At 72.3% G+C, this 16,183-nt stretch carries 15 protein-coding genes; 13 read left to right on the top strand and 2 right to left on the bottom strand.

Annotated features, from left to right (window positions below):
* Window positions 1-138 precede the first annotated feature (138 nt).
* Window positions 139-687 (bottom strand): hypothetical protein, encoded by a 549-nt coding sequence (locus tag LMU33_RS08950; RefSeq protein ID WP_228618923.1) that lies wholly within the window; start codon window positions 685-687, stop codon window positions 139-141.
* A 332-nt stretch (window positions 688-1,019) separates the two neighbouring features.
* On the opposite strand from LMU33_RS08950, the gene fmt reads away from it, so the two are divergent.
* The 9 genes from fmt to LMU33_RS08995 all read left to right on the top strand — a co-directional run bounded on the left by fmt (window position 1,020) and on the right by LMU33_RS08995 (window position 11,194).
* On the top strand, window positions 1,020-1,952 hold the full coding sequence (gene fmt / locus LMU33_RS08955) for a methionyl-tRNA formyltransferase (RefSeq protein WP_228618925.1): 933 nt from the start codon (window positions 1,020-1,022) through the stop codon (window positions 1,950-1,952).
* Between the two features lie 80 nt (window positions 1,953-2,032).
* Complete coding sequence (locus LMU33_RS08960) at window positions 2,033-3,451, top strand: RsmB/NOP family class I SAM-dependent RNA methyltransferase (RefSeq protein WP_228618927.1); 1,419 nt, start codon at window positions 2,033-2,035, stop codon at window positions 3,449-3,451.
* 136 nt (window positions 3,452-3,587) lie between these two features.
* A complete protein-coding gene (gene rpe / locus LMU33_RS08965) occupies window positions 3,588-4,274 on the top strand; it encodes a ribulose-phosphate 3-epimerase (RefSeq protein ID WP_228618929.1) in 687 nt (228 codons plus the stop codon).
* Between the two features lie 90 nt (window positions 4,275-4,364).
* Entirely contained in the window at window positions 4,365-5,408 is a 1,044-nt protein-coding gene (locus tag LMU33_RS08970; protein ID WP_228618930.1) for a sugar-binding transcriptional regulator, read from the top strand.
* Between the two features lie 1,109 nt (window positions 5,409-6,517).
* The gene (locus tag LMU33_RS08975; protein WP_228618932.1) at window positions 6,518-6,973 is read left to right on the top strand and encodes a guanyl-specific ribonuclease; all 456 of its coding nucleotides are present in this window, start codon (window positions 6,518-6,520) and stop codon (window positions 6,971-6,973) included.
* Window positions 6,970-7,284 (top strand): barstar family protein, encoded by a 315-nt coding sequence (locus tag LMU33_RS08980; RefSeq protein ID WP_228618933.1) that lies wholly within the window; start codon window positions 6,970-6,972, stop codon window positions 7,282-7,284. Before LMU33_RS08975 ends, LMU33_RS08980 begins: the two co-directional genes overlap by 4 nt.
* Before the next feature lie 132 nt (window positions 7,285-7,416).
* The gene (locus LMU33_RS08985; RefSeq protein WP_228618935.1) at window positions 7,417-8,859 is read left to right on the top strand and encodes a GuaB1 family IMP dehydrogenase-related protein; all 1,443 of its coding nucleotides are present in this window, start codon (window positions 7,417-7,419) and stop codon (window positions 8,857-8,859) included.
* 367 nt (window positions 8,860-9,226) lie between these two features.
* Entirely contained in the window at window positions 9,227-10,714 is a 1,488-nt protein-coding gene (locus LMU33_RS08990) for an amino acid permease (RefSeq protein WP_228618937.1), read from the top strand.
* Window positions 10,715-10,741: 27 nt separating this feature from the next.
* Window positions 10,742-11,194, top strand: coding sequence for an Lrp/AsnC family transcriptional regulator (locus LMU33_RS08995; RefSeq protein WP_031174468.1), 453 nt, complete (start codon window positions 10,742-10,744; stop codon window positions 11,192-11,194).
* 93 nt (window positions 11,195-11,287) lie between these two features.
* On the opposite strand, the gene LMU33_RS09000 is transcribed toward LMU33_RS08995, so the two are convergent.
* A complete protein-coding gene (locus LMU33_RS09000) occupies window positions 11,288-12,028 on the bottom strand; it encodes a GntR family transcriptional regulator (RefSeq protein WP_228618938.1) in 741 nt (246 codons plus the stop codon).
* A gap of 205 nt (window positions 12,029-12,233) precedes the next feature.
* Here LMU33_RS09000 and LMU33_RS09005 point away from each other — a divergent pair, with 205 nt between their 5' ends.
* The 4 genes from LMU33_RS09005 to LMU33_RS09020 are packed head-to-tail and all read left to right on the top strand — an operon-like array spanning window position 12,234 to window position 16,181.
* Window positions 12,234-13,394 (top strand): ABC transporter substrate-binding protein, encoded by a 1,161-nt coding sequence (locus LMU33_RS09005; RefSeq protein ID WP_228618940.1) that lies wholly within the window; start codon window positions 12,234-12,236, stop codon window positions 13,392-13,394.
* Window positions 13,391-14,290, top strand: a complete 900-nt coding sequence (locus LMU33_RS09010) for an ABC transporter permease (protein WP_228618942.1) — start codon at window positions 13,391-13,393, stop codon at window positions 14,288-14,290. Before LMU33_RS09005 ends, LMU33_RS09010 begins: the two co-directional genes overlap by 4 nt.
* On the top strand, window positions 14,275-15,096 hold the full coding sequence (locus LMU33_RS09015) for an ABC transporter permease (protein ID WP_228618943.1): 822 nt from the start codon (window positions 14,275-14,277) through the stop codon (window positions 15,094-15,096). Before LMU33_RS09010 ends, LMU33_RS09015 begins: the two co-directional genes overlap by 16 nt.
* A gap of 8 nt (window positions 15,097-15,104) precedes the next feature.
* On the top strand, window positions 15,105-16,181 hold the full coding sequence (locus LMU33_RS09020) for an ABC transporter ATP-binding protein (protein WP_228618945.1): 1,077 nt from the start codon (window positions 15,105-15,107) through the stop codon (window positions 16,179-16,181).
* Window positions 16,182-16,183: the final 2 nt, after the last annotated feature.

The following is a 16,183-nucleotide window of genomic DNA, read 5'->3' on the forward strand; positions in this document are numbered from 1 at the left end:
TGCTCGCCGTCGGTGGCCGTCTGGTGGGGCCGGTGGGGTCGGTGGTGTCGAACTGTTCGGACGGGTGCGGGCCCGTGGATGCCCTCCCGGATGGGGCCGGGAGGGCAGGGGGGTCGTCAGCCGCTGCTCAGGTGTTGTTCAGCCGTTGCGCGGGGCGGGGAAGGCCGTCGGGCGGGCGTCGTCGCGGTCGCGCAGGGCCGGGCTGCCCGCGGTCGGCTGTGTGGGCATCGAACGGGCCGCGGGGACCGTCGGAACCGTGGGCAGGGCGGTGTTCGCACTGAGCGCGCGGGTGCCGGACGGCTCCGTGGCCCGCTCGGCCTCGGCGGCCGCCTGGGCCGCGGCGCGGCGGGCTCCGTAACGGCGGTGCACGGCCTGTTTGGTCACGCCGAGCGCCGAGCCCACCGCGTCCCACGAGAAGCCGAGTGAGCGGTCGAAGTCCACGGCGGCGGTGACCAGGGTTTCGACACTGTCCCGGAGTTCCTGGGCAAGGCGCACCGTCGGGGCGGGGGCGCGTCCGTAGACGACGAAGCCCGTGGAGGGGCCGGAGCGGCGCGGGCGGTAGACGTTGCCCAGCTGGGCGGTGAGCGTGCGCAGTGCGTCCACCTGCCGGCGGACTCGCTCGATGTCCCGCACCAGCAAGTGCAGGCTGGCCCGGGCCTGGGCGTCGTGGGTTGCGTGGTCGGCCATGAACAAGCCTCTCGAACCGGCGTTGAAAGGAATTGGGCCGCTATGGCGGCCCTATGTGGTCAACTCTTTCTTGACCAACGCGTGTGCGCTCCGCTGGTCACGGGGTGGGGGCGTACGGGCATATGCGTACGCCGGTGGTCCGGGCGTGCGCCGTGGGTGGTTCGGGTTTTTTGTTCTCCCGCCCGCGCACCGCCCGTTTCCAGTCGGTCGAGAGGCTGGACGACCTGCGGGGGTTGCTCGCCGGGTCCGTGGGCATGGCTTGTGCCTGGTTCCTTGGTCATAGACTGGTGTGCTGCCCGTCCCACCCCCGCCCGAGAGGCCCGATCCCGCCCATGAAGCTCGTCTTCGCCGGTACCCCCGAGGTCGCCGTTCCCGCTCTGGACGCTCTGATCGCCTCCGGGCGGCACGAGGTGGCCGCCGTCGTCACCCGGCCCGACGCGCCGGCCGGGCGTGGGCGCAGGCTGGTCGCGTCGCCCGTGGCCGAGCGGGCGGAGGAGGCCGGGATCGAGGTGCTGAAGCCGGTCAGGCCGCGGGACCCGGAGTTCCTGGAGCGGCTGACGGAGATCGCGCCGGACTGCTGTCCCGTCGTCGCCTACGGCGCCCTGCTGCCCCGCGTGGCCCTCGACATCCCCGCCCACGGCTGGGTCAACCTGCACTTCTCGCTGCTGCCCGCCTGGCGCGGAGCCGCTCCCGTGCAGCACTCCATCATGGCGGGCGACGAGATCACCGGCGCGTCGACGTTCCTCATCGAGGAGGGACTCGACTCCGGGCCCGTCTACGGCACCGTGACCGAGGAGATCCGGCCCGCGGACACCAGCGGTGACCTGCTCACCCGTCTCGCCTTCGCGGGCGCGGGGCTGCTCGCCGCGACCATGGACGGCATCGAGGACGGCAGCCTGAAGGCCGTACCGCAGCCGGCCGAGGGCGTCACCCTCGCGCCGAAGATCACCGTCGAGGACGCCAGGGTCGACTGGACGACGCCCGCGCTGCGCGTCGACCGGGTCGTGCGCGGCTGCACCCCGGCGCCCGGCGCCTGGACCGTCTTCCGCGGCGAGCGGCTCAAGCTCATCCAGGTCACCCCCGTGCCCCAGCGCACCGACCTCGCGCCGGGGCGGATGGCCGTCGGAAAGAACAGCGTGCACGTGGGCACCGGTTCGTACGCCGTCGAGCTGCTCTGGGTGCAGGCGCAGGGCAAGAAGCCGATGCGGGCGGCCGACTGGGCGCGCGGTGTGCGCATCGCCGAGGGCGAGACGCTGGGCGGCTGACGCCCCGGGCGGCGGGGGTGACGGTCCGTCGACGTACGCTGGACACGGCACCCCTTCTTCACATCCGGAGCACCTTTTTCGTGAGCGAGCAGTCCCGGCGGCCGCGCAGGCCCGCCAAGCCCTACCGCCGTCCGCAGAAGGACCCCGTCCGCATGCTGGCCTTCGAGGCCCTGCGCGCGGTCGACGAGCGGGACGCGTACGCCAACCTCGTGCTGCCTCCGCTGCTCCGCAAGGCGCGCGGGCAGGGCGACTTCGACGCGCGGGACGCCGCCCTCGCCACCGAGCTGGTCTACGGCACGCTGCGCCGGCAGGGGACGTACGACGCGGTGATCGCCGCCTGTGTCGACCGGCCGCTGCGCGAGGTCGACCCGCCGGTGCTCGACGTGCTCAGCCTCGGTGTGCACCAGCTGCTCGGGACGCGGATCCCGACGCACGCCGCCGTCTCCTCCTCCGTGGAGCTCGCGCGGGTCGTGCTCGGCGACGGGCGCGCCAAGTTCGTCAACGCCGTGCTGCGGAAGGTGGCCCAGGACGACCTCCACGGGTGGCTGGAGAAGGTCGCGCCGCCGTACGACGAGGACCCGGAGGATCACCTCGCCGTCGTGCACTCGCATCCCCGGTGGATCGTCTCCGCGCTCTGGGACTCCCTCGGCGGCGGGCGTGCCGGTATCGAGGACCTGCTGGAGGCCGACAACGACCGGCCCGAGGTGACCCTGGTCGCGCGCCCGGGGCGGGCCACCACCGAGGAGCTGCTGCGCGAGGACGCCGCCGTAGCGGGACGCTGGTCCCCGTACGCCGTGCGGCTCGCCGAGGGCGGGGAGCCGGGCGCCGTGCAGGCCGTGCACGAGGGGCGGGCCGGAGTGCAGGACGAGGGCAGCCAGCTGGTCGCCCTCGCGCTCGCCAACGCGCCCCTCGAAGGCTCCGACAGCAAGTGGCTGGACGGCTGCGCCGGGCCCGGCGGCAAGGCCGCACTGCTGGCCGCGCTCGCCGCCGGGCGCGGGGCCACGCTCCTCGCCTCCGAGAAGCAGCCGCACCGGGCGGGTCTCGTCGCCAAGGCGCTGGCCGGCAACCCGGGGCCGTACCAGGTGATCGCCGCCGACGGCACCCGGCCGCCGTGGCGTCCCGGCACCTTCGACCGCGTGCTGATGGACGTGCCGTGCACCGGGCTCGGCGCGCTGCGCCGGCGTCCCGAGGCCCGCTGGCGGCGGCGTCCGGAGGACCTGGACAACTTCGCGCCCCTCCAGCGCGCCCTGCTGCGCACCGCGCTCGACTCGGTGCGGGTCGGCGGTGTCGTCGGCTACGCGACCTGCTCGCCGCACCTTGCCGAGACCCGCGCGGTCGTCGCCGACGTCCTCAAGCAGCACCCGGAGGCGGAACTGTTCGACGCCCGTCCGCTGCTGCCCGGTGTACCCGCGCTGGGCGACGGCCCCGACGTACAGCTCTGGCCCCACCTGCACGGCACGGACGCGATGTACCTGGCCTTGATCCGCAGAACCGCCTGACCGCCGCCGGGGCGGGGGCCGTATCGAGGTGCGGCTCCGCCGCGGGGCGCGAGCAACCCCCGCCGACCCGCGGACAAACCACAACCGCAATGGACCGCCGTTACAGCCAAGCGCAGCGGCATGGGAGGCTTGGGGCATGGCCGTGCAGATCAACCCCAGCATCCTGTCCGCCGACTTCGCCCGCCTCGCGGAGGAGGCCAAGGCGGTCCAGGGCGCCGACTGGCTCCACGTCGACGTCATGGACAACCACTTCGTCCCGAACCTCACGCTCGGCGTGCCGGTCGTGGAGTCCCTGGCGCGTGCCACGGACACCCCGCTGGACTGCCATCTGATGATCGAGGACCCCGACCGCTGGGCGCCCCAGTACGTCGAGGCGGGGGCCTCCTCCGTCACGTTCCACGTGGAGGCGGCCGCGGCCCCGGTGCGGCTCGCCCGGGAGATCCGTGCCAAGGGGGCCCGCGCCTCCATGGCCCTGAAGCCCGCGACGCCGATCGAGCCGTTCGAGGACCTTCTCCCCGAGCTCGACATGCTCCTGATCATGACGGTCGAGCCCGGCTTCGGCGGCCAGGCGTTCCTCGACATCATGCTGCCGAAGATCCGCCGCACCCGTGAGCTGATCGGCAAGCACGGCCTGCAGCTGTGGCTCCAGGTGGACGGCGGCGTCTCGGCCTCGACGATCGAGCGGTGCGCGGACGCGGGAGCGGACGTGTTCGTGGCAGGCTCGGCCGTGTACGGGGCGAAGGACCCCGAGGAGGCGGTCCGTGCCCTGCGCGCGCAGGCCGAGTCGGCCGCCGCCAAGGCGTCCTGGGCATGCGACCACTGAGCCACAGGAACGTGAACGGTTAAGTGAACGGCGCCCTTCAGGGCGGATCCGCCGCGCCGAATCTGCAAGGATGAACGGCGAATCCAGAGTGTGAACAGCAGTGAGGAGATCGCCGTGTCGGGTATGTCGGCGGGCCGGTCAGCCATGCGGATGGGACCCGCTGAGCTGGTGCAGGCGGCGGCCATGGCCCGCCGCTTCTACCTCGAGGGCAAATCCAAGATCCAGATCGCGGAGGAGTTCGGCGTCAGCCGCTTCAAGGTGGCCAGGGTCCTGGAGACGGCTCTCGAACGGGATCTCGTACGCATCGAGATCCGTGTCCCGGCCGAGCTGGACGCCGAGCGCTCCGACGCGCTCCGCGCCCGCTACGGCCTGCGGCACGCAGTCGTGGTCGAGTCCCCGGCCGAGGCCGAGGAGACCCCCGACCCCGAGAACCTCGGTGAGGTGGCCGCCGACCTGCTCGGCGAGCTCGTCAACGAGGGGGACGTGCTCGGGCTGGCCTGGGGCCGGTCCACGATCCACATGGCGGCCGCGCTCGACCGGCTGCCGCCGTGCACGGTGGTGCAGCTGACGGGCGTGTACGACGCCGGTACCTCGGAGCGCGGCTCGGTCGAGGCCGTGCGGCGCGCCGCCCAGGTGTCGGGCGGCGACGCCCACCCCATCTACGCGCCGATGCTGCTGCCGGACGCGGCCACCGCGGCCGCGCTGCGCAACCAGACGGGGATCGCCCGGGCCTTCGAGTACTTCGACAAGGTCACGGTCGCGTGCGTCTCCATCGGCTCGTGGGAGCCGGGCATCTCGACCGTGCACGACATGCTCAGCGACGAGGAGCGCGCGCACTACGCCTCGCTCGGCGTCGCCGCCGAGATGGCCGCGCACCTCTTCGACGCCGAGGGGCGCCGGATCGGGCGGGACCTGGGGGAGCGGTGCATCACGGTCAAGGCCGACCAGCTGCGCCGTATCCCGGAGGTCGTGGCGATCGCCGGCGGTCAGCGCAAGGCGGCCGCGATCGACGCGGTGCTGCGGTCGGGGCTGGTTACGAGCCTGGTCACGGACACGTCCGCCGCGGACTACCTGATGACGGCCGGGCCCACGCCGAAGCCGACGCTCGGCCGCACGGACCCCGACGGGCACTGAAGGCTCCGCCGGGGGCGCGGGAGTTCGCGAGAGCCAGAGGGCGGTCACACGGGGAGCCGGGGAGACTGCGTGCGTCGGCTCTCATGGTGTTCCGTGGGCGGGGCGCGCGGGTCGTGGCCCGTGGAGGCCGGCCCGGCGGCCGGTGCCGGTCAGCGTATCCCCGGCCGCCGGCTGGCCCGCCCGTCGCGCGGGAGTGAGCGAGGACCGGCTGCTCATGGCGTGGCGTGGTGTGTCGCGTCCCTGGCGGGTCGCGTCAGCCTGGGAGCGGGACGGCCGTGGCAGCATCAACGGCATGTTGCCGCGGTTCGTCCCTCACATGCCCAGAGGCCCCGGGCCCGTGGAGGCCGACCCGGCGGCCGGTGCCGGTCAGCGTATCCCCGGCCGCCGGCCGGCCCGCCCGTCGCGCGGGAGTGAGCGAGGACCGGCTGCTCATGGCGTGGCGTGGTGTGTCGCGTCCCTGGCGGGTCGCGTCAGCCTGGGAGCGGGACGGCCGTGGCAGCATCAACGGCATGTTGCCGCGGTTCGTCCCCCACATGCCCAGAGGCCCCCTGACACAGCCCCGGTCGACGGGAGGGCCGTGGGCGCCACCCCACGTGCCCGGACGGTCCCCGATGCCGCCCCGCACGGCTGGAGAGTCCGGGCGGCCGCGTCGCACGCGTGGCCGGTCATCGGCGCCGCCCCGCACGCTGGGAGGGCCCGTGGCGTTGTCCCGCAGGGCTGGAACCCCGCCACGCGCGTCTGCACGGTCGTCGACGGCGCCCCAGGCGGCCGGAGGGCCCGTGACGGCACTCGGCGGCACGCCCGGACGATCCACCGCGCCGGTCCACACGGCCGGGGCGCTCTTGACGCGGCGCGGCAGCTCCGGACGGCCCGCGGCGTCCCCCCGCACGGCCGGGGCGTTCCCGATGCCGCCCCGCACGCCTCGGCGGCCCGCGACGCCTCCCCACGCGGCGAGGGAATTCTCGACGCCGCCCCCCACGCCCGGGGTGTCCTCGACGCCGCCCCCCACGTTCGGTCGGGCCGCGGCGCCGTCCTCCACGCCGCGACGTTCCCCCACGTGGGCCCGCGGGCGGTGCTGGACGTCGGCCGGCGGAAGGGCCCGCACGTCGGTGGGCGGACGGACCCGGGCACCGGCCCGCCTGCTGCTGGGGCTGCTGGCCTTCCTCGTGTCCGTTCTGCTGGCGGGATGCTCGTCCGGGGCGAGCTCGCATCCCGGTTCCGGTGCCGGGGTGGGTTCGGGTGTGCGGGCGTCCGGCGGGAGCGTGTCCGTGCCGGCGTGGGCGCACGGCATGGGCACGGTCGCGGCGGCCCAGCTGCCGGCCGAGGCGCGCAGGACGCTCGCGCTGATCGACAAGGGCGGGCCGTTCCCGTACGCCAGGGACGGCGTCGTGTTCGGGAACTTCGAGGGGCATCTGCCGAGGCAGCAGCGCGGCTACTACCACGAGTACACGGTCAGGACGCCCGGCTCGCAGGATCGCGGGGCCCGGCGCATCGTCACGGGTCGGGGCGGGGAGATCTACTACACCGATGATCACTACAACTCGTTCCGGGCGGTGCTGAGATGACGGAAGTCGTGGTGACGCTGGACCTCGGCGGTGTCGCCGACAAGGCCGGCCTCATGGACCGTGCCGCACGCGCCCTCGCGCTGCCCGGCTGGTTCGGCCGCAACTGGGACGCCCTGGCCGACTCCCTCGGTGACCACACCGTGTGGCCCGAGGAGGCGGTCGAGCGGGGACTGCTGATCGTCGTGCGGAACTGGCGGCCGTACGCCGAGGCCCGGCCGGACGAGTGGCGGATCGCGCAGGAGGTGTTCGCCGAGGCCGCGGACCACACGCCCGCCCTGTCCGTCGCCCTCGCCCTTGGAGGATCCTCCTAGGTGATCGGCGCCCACCCTGGATGTTCCGTGGGGGCGTGATTGCGGCGCCGACATGGGACAATGAAGTACGTGCTCTTTCCCCCTGGCGCACCCGTCGGGGGGTCACCTCTGATCGACTGGGATGTGCAGCACGTGCGTTTCCTCAATGACATCCAGCCCGCGTACGACCTGACGTACGACGACGTGTTCATGGTGCCGAGCCGCTCCGCGGTGGGCTCGCGTCAGGGCGTGGACCTCGCCTCGCCGGACGGCACGGGCACCACCATCCCGCTCGTCGTGGCCAACATGACCGCCATCGCCGGCCGCCGCATGGCCGAGACGATGGCCCGCCGCGGCGGTCTGGTGGTCATCCCGCAGGACATCCCGATCGACGTCGTCACCGACGTCGTCTCCTGGGTGAAGAGCCGCCACCTGGTGCTCGACACGCCGATCGTGCTGGCCCCGCACCAGACCGTCGCCGACGCACTGGCGCTGCTGCCCAAGCGCGCCCACAACGCCGGTGTGGTCGTGGACGAGGACCAGCGGCCCGTCGGTGTCGTCACCGACGCGGACCTCACCGGCGTCGACCGCTTCACCCAGCTCGAAGTGGTCATGTCCAAGGACCTGCTGCTCCTGGACGCGGACATCGACCCCCGCGAGGCGTTCAACCGGCTGGACGCGGCCAACCGCCGCTACGCCCCGGCCGTCGACAAGGACGGCAAGCTGGCCGGCATCCTGACCCGCAAGGGCGCCCTGCGCGCCACGCTGTACACGCCGGCCGTCGACGCGCACGGCAAGCTGCGCATCGCCGCCGCCGTCGGCATCAACGGCGATGTGGCGGGCAAGGCCAAGCAGCTGCTCGACGCCGGCGTGGACACGCTCGTCATCGACACCGCGCACGGCCACCAGGAGTCGATGATCAGCGCCATCAAGCTGGTGCGGGCCCTCGACCCGCAGGTGCCGATCGTCGCGGGCAACATCGTCTCCGCCGAGGGCGTGAAGGACCTGATCGACGCCGGCGCGGACATCATCAAGGTCGGTGTGGGCCCCGGCGCCATGTGCACCACCCGGATGATGACCGGCGTGGGCCGGCCGCAGTTCTCCGCGGTGCTGGAGTGCGCCGCCGAGGCGAAGAAGTACGGCAAGCACGTGTGGGCCGACGGCGGTGTCCGCCACCCGCGCGACGTGGCGATGGCCCTGGCGGCCGGTGCGTCCAACGTGATGGTCGGCTCGTGGTTCGCGGGTACCTACGAGTCGCCGGGCGACCTCCAGCACGACGCCGACGGGCGCGCCTACAAGGAGTCCTTCGGCATGGCCTCCGCGCGCGCGGTGCGCAACCGCACCTCGGAGGAGTCGGCGTACGACCGTGCCCGCAAGGCGCTGTTCGAGGAGGGCATCTCCACCTCGCGCATGTTCCTCGACCCGGCCCGCCCGGGCGTCGAGGACCTGATCGACTCGATCATCGCGGGCGTCCGCTCCTCGTGCACCTACGCCGGTGCCGCCTCCCTGGAGGAGTTCGCCGAGAAGGCCATCGTCGGCATCCAGAGCGCCGCGGGCTACGCCGAGGGCAAGCCGCTGCACGCCAGCTGGAACTGACCGGCGGAACACGCCGCGACGGCCCCCGTCCTTCCCGTGTCAGGGAGGGACGGGGGCCGTCTGCGTATCCGGAGGCTTCGGCTCCACGGGGCCGGAAGGCCGGTACTCACTTGTGGGGGCGAAGGCGCACATGAGACTCGCTCCGCAACGGTCGGCAGCCCGCGCGCAACGATTTGTCATTCCGGTCCGATGAACGCAATGATCATCCGGGGACGCGCATGGTTGCTGCATTACGCCCGTGAAGGCCCGCCTCATAGGGTGCTCGTCTGTACGTGGCGTGGCGGGGACCCCGCTCGGCGGGTTCCTGCCCTCGCAGGGCTCCGCCGGTCCCCGAACGCAATGACCGGCAGCATTAAGGAGCCAGCGCGTGCTCGACCAAGGCGCACCCCCGCACGACCGCACAGCGACCGCCCCCGCAGCCCAGGGCCTCGCCGCGCGCCTCATGCGGCGCAAGCCAGTGGAACGCCTGGTCGCGGAGGGCGGCCAGGGTGAGGGAGGCTCGCTTCGGCGCTCCCTCGGCCTGTGGCAGCTGACCATGATCAGCATCGGTGCCACCCTCGGCACCGGCATCTTCGTCGTCCTCGGCGAGGCCGTCCCCAAGGCGGGCCCGGCGGTCACCCTGTCCTTCGTGATCGCCGGTCTCACCGCGCTGTTCTCCGCCCTGTCCTACGCCGAGCTGGCGGGCACCATCCCGGTCTCCGGCTCCTCGTACTCGTACGCATACGCAACGATGGGCGAACTGATCGCCTGGGTCTGCGGCTGGTGCCTGCTGCTGGAGTACGGCGTCTCGGTCGCCGCCGTGGCCGTCGGCTGGGGCGAGTACCTGAACGAGCTGCTGGACGGCACCATCGGCGTGACCATCCCGACGGTCCTGTCGGCTCCGCCCGGCCAGGGCGGAATCTTCAACCTGCCCGCCCTGATCGTCGTCATGCTCGGCATGGTGTTCCTGCTCGGCGGCGCCAAGGAGTCGGCGCGGGCCAACACCATCATGGTGTCCGTGAAGATCGCCGCGCTGATCCTCTTCTGCGCCATCGGCTTCATGGGCTTCAAGTCCGGCAACTACTCCCACTTCATGCCGCTCGGCATGGCGGGCGTCAGCGCGGCCGGCGCCACGCTGTTCTTCTCGTACATCGGCTTCGACGCCGCCTCCACCGCCGGTGAGGAGGCCAAGAACGCCCAGCGCGACCTGCCCCGCGCGATCATGCTGTCCCTGGTCATCGTGACGGCGCTGTACGTCCTCGTCGCGGCCGTGGCCGTGGGTGCCTGGCCGTGGCGGAAGTTCAAGGACTCCGAGGCCGCGCTCGCGCAGATCATGACGGACGTCACCGGGCAGAGCTTCTGGGGCACGCTGCTCGCGTTCTGCGCGGTCATCGCCATCGCGAGCGTCGTCCTGACCGTGCTCTACGGCCAGACCCGCATCCTGTTCGCCATGTCCCGCGACGGCCTGGTGCCCAAGATCTTCGCCAGGGTCCACCCGAAGACCGGCGCCCCGCGCGCCAACACGGTCATCGTCTCGGTGTTCTGCGGTGTCCTCGCCGCCGCGATCCCGCTGGGCCAGCTCGCGGACGCCACCAGCATCGGCACGCTGTTCGCCTTCGCTCTGGTCAACGTGGCCGTCGTGGTGCTGCGCCGGACCCGACCCGCCATGCACCGCTCCTTCCGGGTCCCGCTGTCGCCGGTGCTGCCCGCGCTGGGCTTCGCGTTCTGCCTGTGGATGATGGGCAGCCTGTCCACCGTCACCTGGATCGTGTTCGGTGTCTGGATGGCCGTCGGGCTCGTGTTCTACTTCGTATACGGCTACCGCCGTTCCCGTCTCGCGACCGGTGACGACCTCGCGGTGACGGCAGAGAAGTGACCGAACCGAAGAAGTGAACCACCCCCTGTGCTGAACGATCTCGACGAACGCATCGTGCACGCCCTCGCCGAGGACGCCCGCCGCTCGTACGCGGACATCGGGCAGATGGTCGGCCTGTCCGCGCCCGCGGTGAAGCGGCGCGTGGACCGGCTGCGGGCCACCGGAGCGATCACCGGATTCACCGTGCGGGTGGATCCGGCGGCGCTCGGCTGGGAGACCGAGGGGTACATCGAGATCTACTGCCGGCGGAACACCTCGCCGGACACCATCCAGCGGGGTCTGGAGCGGTATCAGGAGGTCGTGGCCGCGTCGACCGTCACCGGCGACGCGGACGCGATCGCCCAGGTCTTCGCCTCCGACATGCGGCACTTCGAGCGAGTGCTGGAGCGCATCGCCGGGGAGCCGTTCGTGGAGCGGACCAAGTCGGTGCTGGTGCTGTCGCCGTTGCTGCGCCGCTTCTCCTCCGGGGCGCCGGGCTAGGGGCGGATCACGGCTCGGGGCGCGCTGTGGTGAGCCGGCCGCGGGACCGTCGTTGTCTGCCGCGCAGTTCCCCGCGGCCCTTCCGGGGCGCCTCTACTCCGCCGTCTTGCGGGCCAGCGCGTTGTTGTCGATCGAGTTGCGCACGCTGAAACTCACCGCGTCCGACCGGTAGCGGTCGTCCGACCACTCCACGGGCCGCCCCTCGCGCGTCGTCGTCACGCGCCGCACCCGCAGCAGCGGACTCGTGCGGCGAACCCCCAGCAACTCGGCGTCCTGCGCCCCGGCGGAGACAGCGTCGATCACATGCTCCCCGTACGCGAACACGAGCCCCGTGTCGTCGTACAGCCGCTGCGTGACCGAGGGACAGTCCGGCTCGATCGACTCGACCGCCGGGGAGATCCAGTCGGCGTACACCGTCCGCTCCAGCAGCACCGGCTCGCCGTCCAGGCCGCGCACCCGGAGCACGTGCAACACCCGTGTGCCGAGGGGAAGCTGGAGGCGTACGGCGTCCTCGTGGGTCGCCGTGCGGTACTCCTGGGACACCACCCGGCCCGTGGCCTCACGGCCCATCGCGCGGGCCCACTGGGCGAAGCTGCGCAGTTCCTCGAAGCTCTGGCTGCGGCGGCTGGCGAGCACGACGCGCCGGGCGCCCTGGCGGGAGCCGATCAGGCCCTCGGCGGTCAGGGCCGCGACGGCCTGGCGGACCGTGCCGCGTGAGACGCCGTATGTCCCGGCGAGCTCCGACTCCGAGGGCAGCCGGCTGCCGACCGTGTACTCCTCGCGGTCGATCGCGCGCCGCAGCTCGTCGGCGATCTCCTCGTGTCGCGCCGTCATGCTTCCCCTCTGCTCAGGCCGCTGTGCACAGCGTGACCAGCCTAATCGAGACCTGAGCGTGATCTGCAACGGTCTGGATTGTGCAGCCAAGCAGGGTCCAAAGTTTCGTTCCCGTTTACAGACAGGACACCGTGACCGGGCGTACTGTGACGCAACTTGTTCAGACAAGTTCTCCGCAACCCTCATGCGTCCCCCTGGAGAGACCGTGACCGTGTCCCTGCCGAGAAACGCCGTCCTCGGCGGCTCCCTCGCCGTCGTCGCCGCGCTCGCGCTGAGCGCCTGCGGCGCCGCCCCCGACAAGGCGTCGACCACCACCAAGGACGGCAAGAGCGCCGCCACCGCCACCTCCGCGGCCGACTTCGGCGGCATGGACGCCCTGGTCAAGGCGGCCAAGAAGGAGGGCACGCTGCACATCATCGCGGTGCCCCGCGACTGGGCCAACTACGGCGCCCTCATCGACGGATTCCAGAAGAAGTACGGCATCAAGATCCAGGACGAGAGCCCCGACGGCTCCAGCCAGGACGAGATCAACGCCGTCACCACCCGCAAGGGGCAGGACCGCGCGCCCGACGTCCTCGACCTCGGCAGCTCCTTCGCCCTCAGCGCCGCCCAGCAGGGCCTGCTCGCGCCCTACAAGGTCACCACCTACGCCGACATCCCCGAGGCCCAGAAGGACCCGCAGGCCCGCTGGTACAATGACTACGGCGGCTACATCTCCATCGGCTGCGACGCCAAGCGCGTGAAGAGCTGCCCGGCCAGCTTCAAGGACCTGCTCAAGCCCGAGTACAAGGGCCAGGTCGCCCTCAACGGCAACCCCACCAAGTCCGGCTCGGCCTTCGGCGGCGTCTACGCGGCGGCCCTGGCCAACGGCGGCTCCTTCGACAACATCCAGCCCGGCCTGGACTTCTTCGCCAAGCTGAAGAAGAACGGCAACTACACGCCGGTGGAGTCCACCCCGGCCACCGTCGAGAAGGGCGAGACGCCGATCTCGATCGACTGGGACTACCTGAACGCCGGTTACGCCGACGAGTTCAAGTCCAAGGGCCTCGACTGGAAGGTCACCATCCCGAGCGACGGCCAGTACGCCCAGTACTACTCCCAGGCCATCACCAAGGACGCCCCGCACCCGGCGGCCGCCCGCCTGTGGCAGGAGTACCTGTACAGCACCGAGGGCCAGAACCTGTGGCTCAAGGGCTACGCCCGCCCGGCCCAGATGACCGCCATGGAGAAGGCCGGCACCCTCGACAAGACGGCCGCCGCCAAGCTCCCGAAGGTCACCGGCACGCCGTCCTTCCCGACCGAGACCCAGCAGAGCAAGGCCAAGACGGTCATCGCCCAGGGCTGGGGGAAGGCCGTCTCCGGATGACCGCCGCTCTCCCGCGCGCGGACGTGGCGCCCGTCGCTTCGGCGAAGCGGCGGCGCCGCGCCCCCGGCTGGCTGGCGGTCGTACCGCTGCTGGTCTTCGTCGCCATCGCCTTCGGCCTGCCCGCCGTCGCCATCGTCAACGGCGCCTTCTCGGCCGACGACGCCACCACGGGCGCCACCACCTACACCGGCGCCAACATGACGGCCTCGCTGCAGGGTCCGTACCTCACCGCCCTGCTCGGCAGCGTCAAGCTGTCCGCGATCTCCGCCGCGCTCGGCGCCCTGCTCGGGCTGCCGCTCGCCCAGGCCGTGGTCTCCTCCCGCTCCCGCTGGCTGCGCGAGGCCGTGCTGACCGCCTCCGGCGTGCTCGCCAACTTCGGCGGCGTCCCGCTGGCCTTCGCCTTCGTCGCCACCCTCGGCAACGCGGGCGTCCTCACCGTCCACCTGGGCCTGAAGGACACCGGCTGGGACCTCTACAGCTTCTGGGGCCTGGTCCTCGTCTACCTGTACTTCCTCATCCCGCTCATGGTCCTCACCATCACCCCGGCGCTGGACGGCCTGCGCTCCCAGTGGCGCGAGGCCGCGCTGAACAACGGCGCCACCGGCGTGCAGTACTGGCGGCACGTGGCCCTGCCCGTGCTCGCGCCCTCGCTGCTCGGCGGCCTGGTCCTGCTGTTCGGCAGCGCCTTCGCCGCCTACGCCACCGCCGCCGCCATGGTCGGCAGCGCGGTCCCGCTGGTCACCCTGCAGATCGCCGACGCCCTGTCCGGCAACGTGCTGGTCGGCCAGGAGAACGTCGCCCTCGCCCTCAGCCTGGACATGGTGCTGGTGGCGGGCCTGGTGATGGCCGTGTACCTGCCCCTTCAGCGACGGAGTGCCCGATGGCTCGACGCCTGACCCTGTGGCGGTGGGTCGTCCTCGGCCTCGCCGCCCTGTACTTCCTGGTGCCGCTCGCCGCCTCCGCGATCTTCACGGTCGACGTGCCCGGCCAGGGCCTCACCTTCGACGCCTACACCAGGATCCTGTCCGCCGACGGCTTCCTCTCCAGCCTGCTGCTCTCGCTGGAACTGGCCGTCGCCACCATCGCGGTGGTGCTGCTGCTGATGGTGCCCGCCGTGGTCGCGCTGCGGCTCGGCTCGCCCCGGCTGCGGCCGGTGGTGGAGGTGGTGTGCTCGCTGCCGCTGGTCGTGCCGCCCATCGCCTTCGTCGCCGGGATCGCCACCGTGCTCAAGTGGGGCCCGGAGCATCTCTCCCGCACCCCGCTGTTCGAGACGTTCGTGGTGATCCAGAACGACCGATTCCCCGTCGTGCTGGTCCTCGCCTACGTCGTGATGGCCCTGCCGTTCGTCTACCGGGCCCTGGACGCCGGCCTGCGCGCCATCGACGTACGGACCCTCGTCGAGGCGGCCCGCAGCTGCGGCGCCTCCTGGCCCAAGGCGCTCGTCCGGGCCGTCCTGCCCAACCTGCGCGGGGCCCTGCTGAACGCGTCCTTCCTCACCCTGGCCCTGGTCCTCGGCGAGTTCACGGTCTCCCATCTGCTCGGCTACACCCCCTTCGCCGTGTGGATCTACAACGTCGGCGGCGAGCAGGCCCAGATGTCCGTCGCCGTGTCCGTGCTCAGCCTGCTCGTCACCTGGGCCCTGCTCCTCGCGCTCGCCGGTGCCGGCGGCGGACGCAACCGAAACGCCAACACCCGGGGATGACAAACACCATGACCGCCACCACGCTCGAGAAGGCCGTTGCGGAAAAGGCCGCCACCGTCGAATTCCGTTCGCTGCGACGGGAGTTCGGGGCCACCGTTGCCCTCGACGGTCTCGACCTGACCGTCCGCCCGGGGGAGTTCCTGGCCCTGCTCGGCCCCTCCGGCTGCGGCAAGACCACCGCGCTGCGCATGCTCGCCGGTTTCGAACACCCCGACTCCGGTGCCGTCCTGGTGGACGGCGAGGACGTCACACACGTCCCGGCCCACCGCCGCGACGCCGGCATGGTCTTCCAGTCGTACAGCCTCTTCCCGCATCTGAACGCCGTGGACAACGTCGCGTTCGGGCTGCGCATGCGCGGCGTCCGCACGGCCGAGCGCCGGGCCCGTGCCGCCGAGTTGCTGGAGCTGGTCGGTCTCGCCGACAAGGGCGAGCGCTACCCGCACCAGCTCTCCGGCGGCCAGCAGCAGCGCATCGCGCTGGCCCGCGCCCTGGCCCTGCGCCCGCGCGTGCTCCTGCTCGACGAGCCGCTGTCCGCGCTGGACGCCAAGGTGCGGCTCACCCTGCGCGAGGAGATCCGCCGCCTCCAGCAGGAGCTCGGCATCACCACCCTGTTCGTCACCCACGACCAGGAGGAGGCCCTCTCGGTCGCCGACCGGGTCGCCGTCATGCGCGCCGGCCGGCTCGAACAGTGCGCCGAACCCGCCGAGTTGTACGGCCGCCCCGCCACCGCCTTCGTCGCCGAGTTCGTCGGCACCATGAGCCGGATCCCGGGCGAGCTGAAGGACGGCACGGTCGAGGTGCTCGGGCAGCGGCTGCCCGCCGACGGCGAGGTGCCGGCCGGCCCGGTGGACGTGCTGGTGCGGCCCGAGGCCGTACAGGTGCGCCCCGACGAGCAGGGCACCGCCCGGATCGTCGCCACCGCCTTCCTGGGCGCGGTCGTCCGGGTCACCGTACGGCTCGCCGACGGCACCGAGGTCAAGGCCGACCTGCCCGCCCACGAGGCCACCGGGCTCGGCGCCGGAACCGCCGTCGGCGTGTCGCTGCCCGAGCGGCCGGTGCTCGTGGCCGAACGTATCCAGAAGTGAGG

Origin of the sequence: Streptomyces barringtoniae (assembly GCF_020819595.1) — a bacterium.
GTDB lineage: Bacteria > Actinomycetota > Actinomycetes > Streptomycetales > Streptomycetaceae > Streptomyces > Streptomyces barringtoniae.